At 50.6% G+C, this 14,284-nt stretch carries 9 protein-coding genes; 5 read left to right on the top strand and 4 right to left on the bottom strand.

Annotation, left to right across the window (positions count from 1 at the left end; genetic code table 11):
• Position 1: 1 nt before the first annotated feature.
• Entirely contained in the window at positions 2–2,119 is a 2,118-nt protein-coding gene (gene rlmKL / locus KKH3_RS08310; RefSeq protein WP_039362286.1) for a bifunctional 23S rRNA (guanine(2069)-N(7))-methyltransferase RlmK/23S rRNA (guanine(2445)-N(2))-methyltransferase RlmL, read from the bottom strand.
• A 110-nt stretch (positions 2,120–2,229) separates the two neighbouring features.
• Here rlmKL and KKH3_RS08305 point away from each other — a divergent pair, with 110 nt between their 5' ends.
• The gene (locus KKH3_RS08305) at positions 2,230–3,333 is read left to right on the top strand and encodes a YcbX family protein (protein ID WP_039358031.1); all 1,104 of its coding nucleotides are present in this window, start codon (positions 2,230–2,232) and stop codon (positions 3,331–3,333) included.
• Between the two features lie 47 nt (positions 3,334–3,380).
• Here the strand turns inward: KKH3_RS08305 and KKH3_RS08300 are convergent, their stop codons facing one another.
• From KKH3_RS08300 to pepN, 3 genes are all read right to left on the bottom strand, one after another.
• Positions 3,381–3,968, bottom strand: a complete 588-nt coding sequence (locus tag KKH3_RS08300) for a cell division protein ZapC (protein WP_039358029.1) — start codon at positions 3,966–3,968, stop codon at positions 3,381–3,383.
• Positions 3,969–4,169: 201 nt separating this feature from the next.
• Positions 4,170–5,180: a quinone-dependent dihydroorotate dehydrogenase gene (pyrD, locus tag KKH3_RS08295; protein ID WP_039358028.1), complete on the bottom strand. Its 1,011-nt coding sequence runs from the start codon at positions 5,178–5,180 to the stop codon at positions 4,170–4,172.
• Between the two features lie 368 nt (positions 5,181–5,548).
• Positions 5,549–8,164, bottom strand: coding sequence for an aminopeptidase N (gene pepN / locus KKH3_RS08290; RefSeq protein ID WP_039358025.1), 2,616 nt, complete (start codon positions 8,162–8,164; stop codon positions 5,549–5,551).
• Positions 8,165–8,387: 223 nt separating this feature from the next.
• Here pepN and pncB point away from each other — a divergent pair, with 223 nt between their 5' ends.
• From pncB to KKH3_RS08270, 4 genes are all read left to right on the top strand, one after another.
• Positions 8,388–9,593, top strand: a complete 1,206-nt coding sequence (pncB, locus tag KKH3_RS08285) for a nicotinate phosphoribosyltransferase (protein WP_039358022.1) — start codon at positions 8,388–8,390, stop codon at positions 9,591–9,593.
• Between the two features lie 317 nt (positions 9,594–9,910).
• Positions 9,911–11,311, top strand: coding sequence for an asparagine--tRNA ligase (asnS, locus tag KKH3_RS08280; protein ID WP_039358020.1), 1,401 nt, complete (start codon positions 9,911–9,913; stop codon positions 11,309–11,311).
• Between the two features lie 295 nt (positions 11,312–11,606).
• The gene (locus KKH3_RS08275) at positions 11,607–12,719 is read left to right on the top strand and encodes a porin (protein ID WP_039358017.1); all 1,113 of its coding nucleotides are present in this window, start codon (positions 11,607–11,609) and stop codon (positions 12,717–12,719) included.
• 315 nt (positions 12,720–13,034) lie between these two features.
• Positions 13,035–14,225, top strand: a complete 1,191-nt coding sequence (locus KKH3_RS08270; protein ID WP_039358014.1) for an amino acid aminotransferase — start codon at positions 13,035–13,037, stop codon at positions 14,223–14,225.
• The last annotated feature ends 59 nt before the right edge of the window (positions 14,226–14,284 follow it).

Genomic DNA, 14,284 nt, shown 5'->3' with positions numbered 1-14,284 from the left:
GTTACTTTTCCTCACCGGCGTGCGTCAGCAGCCAGCAGTTATGAATTTGACGATTACGAGCAAAATCCTGCGATTGGGTCTGCGCGGTAATTTCTTTGGCGTTCAGGCCCAGCGCGGTCAGGCCAGCACTATCCATCTGGAAGCCGCGTTTATTATTCGAGAACATGATGGTGCCGCCACGGCGCAACAGGCGTTTGAGATCTTTCATCAACGCAAGATGATCGCGCTGAACATCAAACGACTCTTCCATCCGTTTTGAGTTTGAGAAGGTCGGCGGGTCAATGAAGATCACATCAAACTGTTCAGTGGCATTATGCAACCATGACAGACAATCCGCCTGGATTAAGCGATGCTGACGGCCAGTCAGGCCATTCACCCGCAGGTTTTTCTCAGCCCATTCCAGATAGGTGCGTGACATATCGACGGTAGTCGTCGAACGTGCGCCACCCAGTCCGGCATGCACACTCGCCGTGCCGGTGTAGGCAAACAGGTTGAGGAAATCTTTGCCACGGCTCATCTCACCCAGCATTTTACGGGCGATGCGGTGGTCAAGGAATAGACCGGTATCAAGGTAGTCGGTCAGGTTGACCCACAGCTTGGCGCCAAACTCCTCCATCAGCAGGAAATCACCTTTCTGCGCCAGTTTCTCATACTGGTTTTTACCTTTCTGACGTTCGCGCGTTTTCAGCACCAGACGGTTCGACGGCAATTCCAGTACGCTCAGCGTCGCATTGATCACATCAAACAGGCGCTGACGAGCCTTTTGCGCATCAATGGTTTTTGGCGGCGCATACTCTTGTACGACAACCCAACTGCCGTAGCGGTCAACCGCCACATTATATTCAGGCAGATCAGCATCATAGATGCGATAGCACTCAATCCCCTGTTGCTTCGCCCATTTTTCCAGCTTGCGCAGATTCTTGCGTAGACGGTTGGCAAAGTCTTCTGCGATTTGCCCAGCAGCCCCACCCGGTGTTTCCGCCAGTTGATAATTTTTCTGTACGCAGTCCAGCGGGCCGTTTTTCGCCTTGAATTGGCGCTCAGCACGCAGTTGCAAACAGCTCAGCAGCTCCGGCGATGCGCTGAACAACGAGAGCTGCCAACCACCAAAGTCGCTTTTCATCTTACGACCCAGCATATTATGCAGGGCGATCAGTGCGGGCTCACTTTCCAGACGCTCACCGTAAGGCGGGTTGCTGACAACCGTACCTTTCGGGCCTTCCGGCAGTGGATTTTTTAGCTGTGCGGCATCCCTCACGTCGAAAGAAATCAGTTCGGCAACGCCTGCGCGACGCGCATTAGCTTTCGCGATCTCAATCACTCGACGATCGTTATCCGATCCGAAGAAGCGTGACGTCGTCGCCTGCAAACCCTGACGAGCACGCACCTGAGCTTCTGCGGTCACCTCGCGCCACAGTTCGGCATCGTGCTTTAACCAGGCGTTAAATCCCCAGTGCGTACGATGCAAACCGGGCGCGCGATCGGACGCGATCATCGCCGCTTCGATCAGCAACGTACCGGAACCACACATCGGGTCGACCAGCGGCGTGCCGCTCTGCCAGCCGGAGCGCAACACAATCGCCGCCGCCAGATTCTCTTTCAGCGGTGCCAGCCCAGCCAGATCGCGGTAGCCACGCTGATGTAAGCCGTCACCACTTAAATCCAGCGACACGCTGGCCATATCACGCTGTAAAAAGACGTTAACGCGAATATCCGGCTGTTGTTTCGCCACATCGGGACGCTGCCCGGTTTTGCGCGTGAAGCTATCCACAATCGCATCTTTGACTTTTAACGCGCCGTACTGGCTGTTGCGGATATCTTCATTGGTACCAGTAAAATGCACGGCAAAGGTTTTATCGATACTGAAGATCGTTGACCAGTCAATCGCCTGCACGCCCAGATACAAATCCAGATCGCTGTGTACTTTGAATTCATTCAGCGGCAGCAGAATGCGCGATGCCAGACGGCTCCACAGCAGGCTCTGGTACAGCAGGCGATTGTCACCCTCAAAATGGACACCGCCCTGCACAACCGCACAGGACTGCGCACCCAATGATTCGAGTTCGCTTTTTAATAATTCTTCCAATCCCCGCGCCGTACTGGCAAACAAAGCATTCATGTCGTCACTATCACCAAAAAATAGATTCATAAAAGAAATTGAGGCGCATTATAGCTAATCCGAGACGCTTGTCATAAAGTTGCCGTTTTACTTTGGCAAGGAACAGGTCAGTGATTGGCGTAACGCGGCTTTATATTCATCCGGTAAAATCGATGCGGGGGCTGCAACTGTCCCATGCGATGGCGTCTGTCAGCGGTTTGGCGAACGATCGTGCCTTCATGATTACTGAACCTGATGGCACATTTATTACCGCCCGCCAGTATCCGCAGATGGTGTTATATACTCCCGCCTTGTTACCCGATGGACTGTTTATTGCCGCGCCGGATGGTCAAACGGCCACTATTCGTTTTGCCGACTTCACCGAGACACCTCAGCCAACTGAGGTTTGGGGAACGCATTTCACGGCACTTATTGCGCCCGATGCGATCAATGTCTGGTTAAGCCACTATTTTCAGCGTGCCGTACAGCTTCGCTGGGTGGGCAATGAACCATCGCGGCGAGTGAAACATTATCCAGACGTTCCCCTGGCGTTTGCCGATGGCTATCCGTTTCTGTTAATTAATGATGCCTCATTTCAGGCGCTACGCCAGCGCTGTTCCGCCGGAATCAAAATCGAACAGTTTCGCCCCAATCTGGTCGTGACGGGCGCAGAGGCCTTTGCCGAAGACAGTTGGAAGACCATTCGTATTGGCGAGGTTATTTTTGACGTCGTCAAACCCTGTAGCCGCTGCATTTTCACCACCGTTAGTATCGAACGTGGCCGTAAGCACCCGTCAGGAGAACCGCTAGCAACGCTGCAATCGTTCCGTACTGCCGAGAACGGCGATGTGGATTTTGGACAAAATCTGGTCGCCAGAAATACAGGTATCATTCGCGTAGGCGACACGCTGGAAGTCTTAGCGACCAAACCGCCGCGCCCTTATGGTTCCGGTCAAGTGGCCGAAAGCCTTGTCGTTCCCGAAAAAAGCGAACAGGTCGTCACCCTCCACTATCAGGGAAAATCGTTACAAGGGAACAATCAGCAGATTTTACTGGAGCAGTTGGAACAACAGGGTATTCGCATCCCCTATTCTTGTCGGGCAGGACTGTGCGGTTGTTGTAAATTGACGTTAGTCAGCGGGGAGGTTTCCGCACTGAAGCAAAGTGCCATCAGGGAAAACGGCGAGATTCTTAGCTGTAGCTGTATTCCGCAGAGTGACCTTCATCTGCAATAGTCGAAGACAAGCCAACGCACATGCAGCTTGAAGTATGACAAGGTGGTTTAGACGACCTTGGCATACTCAAATGCCGACGTCCCTTCACCCAGCATGGTTTCCCACTCAGCGCTATTCTGAACGACGGCAGGCATTAGCCTGTCGTGCATGATTTTTATGGCGTCGCCCAGCCCCATGGTTTTTCCACTTAATGACAGCTGTTCTTGCGCCAGCAGACAGAGACAGGCTTTATCCCCGGCTTCTGCCACCAGGAAACAGGCCGTTTCATGGGTTTCAGTGAGCTGTACCTGTACAACATCACCCGCCTGCGGTGAATAGGCCACAACATCCGACTGTTGGATGAAATGCCAGCTTTTTGGCATAAGCGGTTTTAAGAATCGGCTTGCGACCAGCGCATTCAGAACTAATTCGCCTTGAAGGTCACGATGCAGTGCCGCTTTCTGACATTTATCGTTATAGGTAAAAAATAGCGCAGCATCGTCAACACAGAATGCACATTCATTGAATGCATCCGGCGTTAACATTTTAGACGGAAAACGAGAACGGAATAACATGCCGTTAGCCAAATCCAACATTAGGCGATCGTGTTCACTATCAAAATACCAGCGCCAGTTATCGTCAGGTTTTAACTTCATATTATTTACCCTTCGCCTTCACAGTAGAAATATCAGAAATGACTGATTGTGTTTTCTTACATTGCAATAATCGTTCGTCGTCATAAACGTTGCGGTAAGAAGATCAGACATCGGTTGATAGATTATTTACGCAAACGGATAAAATATAGACTAGCTGGGGGGATAAATAAACCCCCAGCTAAAAATGAAAGGCATTTCGGATTAAATATGTGTAACGATATCTTTAATCAGGCGAGGACCGTGGAAAATAAAGCCTGAATATATCTGTACCAGCGATGCGCCAGCCTCCATTTTTTCGCGTGCGGCAACCAAAGAATCAATTCCGCCAACGCCAATAATCGGCAAACGTCCCGCTAATTCCTGTGACAAACGGCGGATAATTTCCGTGCTGCTTGTCTGCAACGGACGTCCGCTTAATCCTCCGGTTTGCCCGCAGTGGTTTAATCCCTGAATCAGTTTTCTGTCGAGCGTCGTATTGGTGGCAATGACACCGTCGATGTTATGGCGAACCAGACTGTCGGCAATTTGGATCAATTCTTCTTCAGAAAGATCCGGCGCGATCTTTACCGCCACGGGAACATATTTCTGATGCTTCTCTTTTAATTCTGTCTGCTTGTTCTTTATCGCCAGCAAAAGATCGTCCAGCGCTTCACCATATTGCAGGCTACGTAATCCCGGCGTATTGGGTGACGAAATGTTGATAGCGATATAGCCAGCATGAGGATAAACCTTATCCATACAAATCAAATAATCGTCTTTACCTTGCTCAACCGGCGTATCTTTATTCTTGCCGATGTTGATCCCTAATACACCGCCGAAGCGTGTTTTCTTTACATTCTCGACCAGATAATCCACGCCTTTATTATTGAAACCCATCCGGTTGATCAATCCTTCCGCTTCCACTACGCGGAATAATCTCGGTTTGTCATTACCGGATTGTGGACGCGGCGTTACCGTTCCCACTTCAATAAAACCAAATCCCATTGCGCCTAACGCATCGATACATTCGCCGTCTTTATCTAATCCCGCCGCTAAACCGAGTGGGTTTTTAAAAGATAACCCCATGCAGGTAACCGGTTTAGTCGGAACGGATTGGCGGACGAGAAATTCAAAAGGCGTGTTGGTAATACGGCGTAATTGTTGGAAGGTCAGCTCATGTGCACGCTCTGGATCGAGCTGAAACAGGGCTTTTTTGATAACGGGATAGAACATATTGTCTCCTGAGATCCCTATCGCAAAGGTATCTTGCCTACGCTGGAAGTAAGCAATAGTGGATTAGCGCTTGATAATAACGTACGTCACGCTGTGGTATGGGATAGATCGTAAAGACGCTGCAAGTACCTCCCTGTAAGCTCGAGCCGCGCCATCCCTGGCGCGGACGCTTTACTCTTCTATCCCCTACCACCGTTATCATTCCGCAAAAAATAATCGTCACAATCTAAGATTATGAATTCACGGTCGGTGATGGTAGTGCCATCTCTACGGAAAGTAAAACGTTTGCGGAAGTAAGAAATTAGCGCGAGGGAGAATGTCACACGCGGCAAGCTACCGCGTGTGACAGAAGAATGACCGTGGCAGGATTAGTCTTGCAGTGCCTTGCTGATTTTCTCGAACAGATCGCCAGAGAGATTTTCCAACGTCTTCAGTTGCTCCAGCGCCTGACGCATTTGCGCCTGACGTTTGGCATCATAACGTTTCAGACGGATTAATGGTTCGATCATACGAGCCGCGACTTGCGGGTTACGCGTGTTCAGGTCAGTTAGAATCTCCGTCAGGAAACGATAGCCGCTGCCGTCCTCAGCATGGAAAGCCGACGGATTCGAGGCCGCAAACGCCCCCACCAGCGAACGCAGGCGGTTAGGGTTGTTCAGGCTGAACGAGCGGTGTTGCAGCAGCTCACGCACGCGGGTCAGCACATCGGCTGCCGGGCTGGTGGCTTGCAGCACAAACCATTTATCCATAACCAAGCCATCCTGATGCCAGCGGTTATCAAACTGCGTCAGCAATTCATCACGCACCGGCAGTTGCGCTTCAACTGCAGCCGCCAGCGCCGCCAGCGAATCCGTCATATTATCCGCCTGACGGAACTGCGCTTGCACCAATTTGTCCGCCTGATCCGCATCGCTGAATGCCAGATAATGCAGGCAGATGTTGCGCAGCGCGCGTTTGCCCATATCCGCGTGTTCGATACGATATTGCGGCGCGTGATTCGCGTGATATACCGCCAGCCATTCATCCGCCATCTCTTTCGCCATCGTCCGCGTCATGCTTTCTCGCACAGCCGCGATCGCCGTCGGATCGATAATATCAAACAGCTCGGCAATTTCGTTTTCGCTCGGCAATGTCAGAATCTGAGAAGCCAGCATCGGATCCAGTTTTTCATCCAGCAACACGCCACGGAAAGCATCGACAACATGCATCGGTACAGAAAGCGGTTGTTTCTGCTGATAGCGAGAAACATTCAGACGGATATAGTTAGCCAGCAGGCTCTGTGCCGCATCCCAGCGGGAGAAGGCATTGCTCGCGTGGCGCATCAGGAACGTCAGCTGTTCATCGCTCCAGGCATAGTTCAGTTTTACTGGCGCAGAGAACTCACGTAATAAAGAAGGAATCGGGCGGCAAGGCACCTGATCGAAAATGAACGTCTGTTCGGATTCGGTTACATTCAGCACCGACGCCAGCAGTTGGCCGTCTTTCTGTAGCGGAATGACCTGCCCTTGCGGATCGTACAGTTCGATATCCAACGGAATATGCAGCGGCAGCTTCGGCTGTTTATCGGCGCCGACCGGGGTCTTTTGGCTCACGCTCAGCAGATATTGTTGCGTTTGCGGATCATAATCATCACGCACGGTCAGTACCGGCGTGCCTGACTGGCTATACCAGCGGCGGAACTGTGTGAGATCGACACCGGAGGCATCTTCCATCGCCAGCACAAAGTCATCACAGGTCGCCGCGCTGCCGTCGTGACGCTCAAAATACAGACGAATACCGGCCTGGAAGCGCTCTTCACCTAATAACGTGTGCATCATGCGGATCACTTCCGATCCCTTTTCATAGACCGTCAGCGTGTAGAAGTTATTCATCTCGATCACCTGATCGGGACGAATCGGATGCGACATCGGGCTGGCATCTTCGGCAAACTGAGCACCGCGCATCACACGCACGTTATCAATACGGTTCACTGCGCGCGACCCCAGATCGGAGCTGAACTCCTGATCGCGGAACACCGTCAGCCCTTCTTTCAGGCTAAGCTGGAACCAGTCGCGACAGGTGACGCGGTTGCCCGTCCAGTTGTGGAAATATTCATGGCCGATCACCGCTTCAATGTTCAGATAGTCTTTATCCGTCGCGGTTTCTGCCTTAGCCAGCACGTATTTGGAGTTAAATACGTTCAGCCCTTTGTTTTCCATCGCTCCCATGTTGAAGAAATCAACAGCGACGATCATATAGATGTCGAGATCGTATTCCAGACCGAAACGCTCTTCGTCCCACTTCATCGAATTCTTCAGCGAGGTCATCGCCCAGCCAGCGCGATCGAGGTTGCCACGGTCAACATACAGCTCCAGCGCAACATCGCGGCCAGAACGCGTCGTGAAGCGATCCTGAAGGACATCAAAATCGCCAGCAACCAGCGCGAACAGATAAGCCGGTTTCGGGAACGGATCCTGCCATTCAATCCAGTGGCGGCCGCCCTCCAGCTCACCTTGGGCGATACGATTACCGTTAGAGAGTAAATAAGGATAGCGCGCTTTATCCGCTGTGATGCGCGTCGTGAATTTCGCCAGTACATCTGGTCGGTCGAGATAATAAGTAATGTGGCGGAATCCTTCGGCCTCACACTGCGTACAGAGCGCGTCGCCAGAGAGATATAGTCCTTCCAGCGCGCTATTGGCGGCAGGATTGATTTGCGTTTCAATGCTGAGCGTGAAACGCGCGGGCAATTGCGTCAGAATCAGGCCATCGTCCTGCTGCTGGTAATGTGTCCACGGCTGGCCATCAACGCTCAGGTTAATCAGCGTCAACCCTTCGCCATCCAGCTTCAACGGCGCGCCAGCGTCGCCCTGCAACACCACCTGGCTAACCGCTTTTACGTGAGTTTTTTCAGCATGGAGATCGAAATCCAGTGCAATGTCAGTAATGGTGTAATCCGGCGCACGGTAGTCATGGCGATATTTTATTTGCGGCTGTTGATTCATTTAAAGTTTCCACCTCGTCATAAGCATCAAAGATCAAGTCTAAGCCTGTTATCTTAATGTTACCACGACAAAATAATGAGGATAATCATCGTACCGTGGTTCACTCCCGCACGTCTCGCTATGTTGTCGTAATGTAATAAACGGATAATCAAGGTATACTGACCGGACATTGCTGATTGTCCCGATGGTGGATAAGCATCTTACAAGGATGCTGTAACGCATTATGACTTTGCACACTTCCCCGATTCTGCACTCATTGCTGGATACCGACGCCTACAAGCTGCACATGCAACAGGCGGTCTATCATCATTATTATGATGTCGACGTTGCGGCTGAATTTCGCTGTCGCGGTGATGAATTATTAGGCGTTTACGCTGATGAGATAGCCCACCAGGTCGATCTGATGCGTTTCTTGTCATTAAGTGACGATGAGTTCACCTATCTTTCTTCTCTGCCGTTCTTTAAACAGGACTATCTCCACTGGCTACGGAACTTCCGTTTCAATCCGCAGCAGGTGTCGATCAAGAATCATGCTGGTAAACTGGATATCCGCATCACCGGGCCGTGGCGTGAGGTGATTTTGTGGGAAGTTCCCTTGCTGGCCGTGATCAGTGAAGTCGTACATCGGGATCGTTCGTCTGACGTCACGACTGAGCAGGCGCTCGCCCAACTGTCTGCCTCATTGAAGCGTTTCCACCAGAACAGCGCGGATGTGGATCTCAGCCGATTCAAGCTAATGGATTTCGGCACGCGCCGACGTTTTTCTCGCGATATCCAGCAGACTATTGTGACGGCGCTGCGAGCCGATTTCCCTAACCTCATCGGCACCAGCAATTACGATTTGGCGCGCCGTTTAGGCATCACACCTGTCGGTACACAGGCGCACGAGTGGTTTCAGGCCCATCAACAGATAAGTCCGACACTGGCAAACAGCCAGCGTGCCGCACTACAAATGTGGCTACGTGAATATCCCACACATTTGGGGATTGCGTTGACCGATTGCATCACTATGGATGCCTTCTTACGCGATTTCGATTTGTCGTTCGCCGAAGCCTACCAAGGGCTGCGTCACGATTCCGGCGATCCGGTTGAGTGGGGAGAGAAAGCCATTGCGCATTATCAGCGTCTGAACATCGATCCAATGAGCAAAACGCTGGTCTTCTCCGACAATCTGAATCTGGATAAAGCGCTAACGCTATATCGTCATTTCTGGCAGCGCGTGAATCTGGTATTTGGCATGGGCACCCGCCTGACGTGTGACATCCCCGGCGTGAAGCCGTTAAATATCGTCATCAAACTGGTGGAATGCAATGGCAAGCCGGTGGCAAAACTCTCCGATAGTCCGGGTAAAACCATCTGTCAGGATCAGAACTTCGTGTGTGAGTTACGCAAAGCGTTTGACTTACCCCGCGTGAAAAAGGCCAGTTGAAACGTCTCCCCCTCCCCTAATACCCTAAATAATTCGAGTTTCAGGAAGGCGGCAAGAGAAGGCATCCCGATGAGCTTACTTAGGTAAGTGATTCGGGTGACTGAACGCAGACAACGCACATGAAACTTGAAGTATGGCGGGTATTGACCAACTTTGCAGCAGATTCACCAGCATGAGCGAAAACTTCGCGCCATTCCGGTGATTTCTGCTTGTGTCCTGTTGCATCGCAAGTAACATAGCAAATGGCTCGGATTGGGCCATTTGGCGTTTTAACCACGATATATTTCTTAAACACGATTAATTAAAGAGAGAATTTTATGAGCGTAGTGCCTGTAGTCGATGTACTGCAAGGCCGTGTCGCCGTTGACAGCGAAGTCACCGTGCGCGGCTGGGTACGTACCCGGAGAGATTCTAAAGCCGGTATCTCCTTTATCGCCGTTTATGACGGCTCCTGCTTTAATCCATTACAGGCTGTCGTTAATAATAATCTCTCCAATTATCAGGATGACGTGCTGCGCCTGACTACCGGTTGCTCCGTAGAAATCACGGGGAATGTCGTCGCGTCTCCGGGTGAAGGCCAGAGCTTCGAGCTGCAAGCCACTAATGTCAACGTCGTCGGCTGGGTTGACGATCCCGATACCTACCCGATGGCGGCAAAACGCCACAGCATCGAATACCTGCGTGAAGTCGCGCATTTGCGTCCGCGTACTAACCTGATCGGTGCCGTGGCACGTGTTCGCCATACGCTGGCACAGGCCATTCACCGCTTCTTCCATGAGAACGGCTACTTCTGGGTGTCTACCCCGCTGATTACCGCGTCCGATACCGAAGGCGCGGGTGAAATGTTCCGCGTTTCCACGCTCGATCTGGAAAACCTGCCGCGTACCGAACAAGGTAAAGTGGATTTCAGCGAAGACTTCTTCGGTAAAGAAGCCTTCCTGACCGTATCTGGCCAGTTGAACGGCGAAACCTACGCCTGTGCGCTGTCCAACGTGTATACCTTTGGTCCAACCTTCCGCGCAGAAAACTCCAATACTAGCCGCCATCTGGCCGAGTTTTGGATGATCGAACCAGAAGTTGCGTTTGCTTCTCTGGATGACGTGGCCGGTCTGGCGGAAAACCTGCTGAAATATGTTTTCCAGGCCGTGCTGGACGAACGTGCCGATGATATGGCGTTCTTCGCCGAACGTGTTGATAAAGAAGCCATCACTCGACTGGAAAAATTCGTGAGCTCCGATTTCGCACAGGTAGATTACACCGAAGCCGTCGAGATCCTGCTGAACTGTGGGAAGCAGTTCGAAAACCCAGTTTACTGGGGCGTTGACCTCTCTTCCGAACACGAGCGTTATCTGGCAGAGCAACACTTCAAAGCACCGGTCGTCGTTAAAAACTATCCGAAAGACATCAAAGCGTTCTACATGCGTATGAATGAAGACGGTAAAACAGTTGCCGCAATGGATGTTCTGGCACCGGGAATCGGCGAGATCATCGGGGGCTCTCAGCGTGAAGAGCGTCTGGCTCAACTGGATAGCCGTCTGGAAGAGATGGGGCTGAATAAAGAAGACTACTGGTGGTATCGTGATTTACGTCGTTACGGCACCATTCCCCATTCCGGTTTTGGTTTAGGTTTTGAACGATTAATTGCTTATGTTACCGGTGTACAGAATGTGCGCGACGTGATCCCTTTCCCGCGTACTCCACGGAATGCCAGTTTCTAAATAAAAATTTAATATAAGTAAAACAAATATGTAGAAAAGAAGAGTCGGGTTTCCCGGCTCTTTTTTTTTAATTTTTGTTATGTCTCACAAAGTTCCCTGTATTTTACATTTAGATACATATTATTTCTATTTGTTACTCGATTGCGAAGTTTGTAGCATCTTTAGGGTGGATTAACTAGCGAGCGAATGGAAAACTGCGTTCAGACACAGGAAGACACCAAACTTTCAGGAATAGTTCCGTAAAGAATTATTTATGGCAGTGGCAGGTGTCTAAATAACACCAATGAGGGTAATAATGATGAAACGCAACATTCTTGCAGTAGTAATCCCAGCTCTGTTAGTCGCTGGCGCAGCCAACGCTGCTGAAGTTTATAACAAAGACGGCAACAAGCTGGATCTGACTGGTAAAATCACTGGTCTGCACTACTTCTCTGATAACAACGGTAATGATGGCGATAAAACCTATGCTCGTCTGGGCTTCAAAGGTGAAACTCAGATCGCTGATCAACTGACTGGTTTTGGCCGTTTTGAATATCAGTTCCAAGGCAACAGAGCTGAAAGCTCTGGTTCTTCTAACTCCGATAAAACTCGTTATGCCTTTGCTGGTTTGAAATTTGCTGATGCTGGTTCTTTCGACTACGGTCGTAATCTGGGCGTTGCATATGACGGTATCGCTTATACCGACGTACTGCCAGAGTTTGGTGGCGATCAATCCAACTCCGATAACTTCCTGACCGGTCGTTCTACTGGCGTTGCAACTTACCGTAATAGCAACTTCTTCGGCTTGGTTGACGGCTGGAACTTCGCTGTTCAATACCAAGGTAAAAACAACAGCGATAGCACTAACAGCCGTGGCAACATTAACGAGCAAAATGGTGACGGCTGGGGTATCTCCTCTTCTTACGACTCAGATATCGGTCTGGGTGTTGTAGCATCTTATGCTGCAGTTAACCGCACTGATAATCAGAACAACAATGCGACCACTGGCCGTGGTAAGAATGCTGAAGCTTGGGCAACTGGTCTGAAATATGATGCCAATGCTGTCTACTTGGCTGCTACCTACGGTGAATACCGTAACGTATCTTATATCGGTCAAACTTCAGGTCCTGCTGGTGTTGCTCTGACTGATGGTTTCGCAGACAAAACCAAAATCTTTGAAGCTGTTGCACAATACAACTTCGATTTCGGTCTGACTCCATCTCTAGCATATGTTTCTGGCAAAGCTAAAGATGATGTAAACAACAAAAATGATTACATCACTAAATATGTCAGCGTTGGCGCTACCTATGCGTTCAACAAAAACATGTCCACCTATGTTGACTACCAGATCAACCTGATCAAAGACACCAACGTATACGGCGTCAACGATGACGATACTGTTGCTCTGGGTCTGACTTACCAGTTCTAAGTTGTCGCAGCATAACGTAACGAGTTAATCGTTCGTATTGCATGAAAAGACAGAGCCTTTGCTCTGTCTTTTTTATTGCGCACAGATAACCCTTTAGTGTCCATAGCCAGCGCCAGTGAAAAATGCTCCCCGCATTTTTTTGTTTCTGCTTTACGCCACGCTGCGCCAATTATCCCCACCTAACCAGTCTTTTATTTCGTCTCTCTCCTCCTCCCTGTTATTTCCCTTTCTTTTTAACATCAACGGTTGGCAAAGCCTTTTACTGACGGTACTCTGAGAATTCTTATTTCATCTCAGTTATGGAACATTCTGGCAATGTTTGAAAATATCTCTGCCGCACCGGCCGATCCTATTCTCGGGCTGACCGATCTCTTCCGCGCCGATGACCGCGCGAATAAAATCAATCTGGGTATTGGTGTCTATAAAGATGAAACCGGTAAAACGCCGGTTCTGACCAGCGTAAAAAAAGCAGAACACTATCTGCTGGAAAATGAAACCACCAAAAACTATCTGGGCATTGACGGTCTGCCAGCATTCGGTCAGTGCACGCAGGAGTTATTGTTTGGCAAGCAGAATGCCATTATTGCCGACAAACGTGCCCGCACGGCGCAAACTCCAGGCGGAACCGGTGCGTTGCGCGTAGCCGCTGATTTCATTGCCAATCAAACGTCTGCGAAACGCATTTGGATCAGCAACCCAACCTGGCCAAATCACCATAACGTCTTCTCTGCTGTCGGTTTGGAAGTATGCCAGTATGACTACTACGATGCAGCGAACCATGCGCTGGATTTTGATGGCCTGCTGAACAGCCTGAACGCCGCACAAGCAGGTGATGTGGTGCTGTTCCACGGCTGTTGCCACAACCCAACCGGTATCGATCCTACCGCTGAGCAGTGGGCAACACTGGCCGAACTGTCGGTAGCGAAAGGCTGGTTGCCGCTGTTTGACTTCGCCTATCAGGGCTTTGCCCGCGGGCTAGAAGAAGATGCGGAAGGTCTGCGTCTCTTCGCTGCAAAACACGATGAACTGATTGTATGCAGCTCATACTCTAAAAACTTCGGCTTGTACAATGAGCGCGTCGGTGCCTGTACGCTGGTTGCCGCTAATGCCGAAACAGCAGACAAAGCATTCAGCCAGGTGAAAGCCGCTATTCGCGCAAACTACTCTAACCCACCGTCACACGGTGCGACCGTTGTTGCGACCATTCTGGGCAACGATGCACTTAAAGCGATTTGGGAGCAGGAATTGACGGCGATGCGTGAGCGAATTCAACGCATGCGTCAACTGTTCGTCAATACCTTGCAGGAAAAAGGCGCGCAGCAGGATTTCTCCTTCATCATTAACCAGAATGGGATGTTCTCATTCAGCGGCTTGACCAAAGAGCAGGTTCTGCGTCTGCGTGATGAATTTGGCGTTTACGCGGTGAACTCTGGCCGTATCAACGTTGCGGGAATGACGCCAGAAAACATGGCTCCGCTCTGCGAAGCGATTGTTGCCGTACTCTGATCGTTCTGCGATCAAAAAAGCCGACACAGCGTGTCGGCTTTTTCATTTCTGACCTTTAC

Origin of the sequence: Pectobacterium actinidiae (assembly GCF_000803315.1) — a bacterium.
Taxonomy (GTDB): Bacteria; Pseudomonadota; Gammaproteobacteria; order Enterobacterales; family Enterobacteriaceae; genus Pectobacterium; species Pectobacterium actinidiae.
Note: the sequence above shows the minus strand (reverse complement) of the source record. Positions and strands in the feature narration are given on the sequence as shown.

Excerpts from the sequence above, each read along its gene's own strand:
- rlmKL (WP_039362286.1), bottom strand. The coding sequence starts at position 2,119 with ATGAATGCTTTGTTTGCCAGTACGGCGCGGGGATTGGAAGAATTATTA.
- pyrD (WP_039358028.1), bottom strand. The coding sequence starts at position 5,180 with ATGTTCTATCCCGTTATCAAAAAAGCCCTGTTTCAGCTCGATCCAGAG.
- asnS (WP_039358020.1), top strand. The coding sequence starts at position 9,911 with ATGAGCGTAGTGCCTGTAGTCGATGTACTGCAAGGCCGTGTCGCCGTT.
- pepN (WP_039358025.1), bottom strand. The coding sequence starts at position 8,164 with ATGAATCAACAGCCGCAAATAAAATATCGCCATGACTACCGTGCGCCG.
- pncB (WP_039358022.1), top strand. The coding sequence starts at position 8,388 with ATGACTTTGCACACTTCCCCGATTCTGCACTCATTGCTGGATACCGAC.
- KKH3_RS08300 (WP_039358029.1), bottom strand. The coding sequence starts at position 3,968 with ATGAAGTTAAAACCTGACGATAACTGGCGCTGGTATTTTGATAGTGAA.
- KKH3_RS08270 (WP_039358014.1), top strand. The coding sequence starts at position 13,035 with ATGTTTGAAAATATCTCTGCCGCACCGGCCGATCCTATTCTCGGGCTG.
- KKH3_RS08275 (WP_039358017.1), top strand. The coding sequence starts at position 11,607 with ATGATGAAACGCAACATTCTTGCAGTAGTAATCCCAGCTCTGTTAGTC.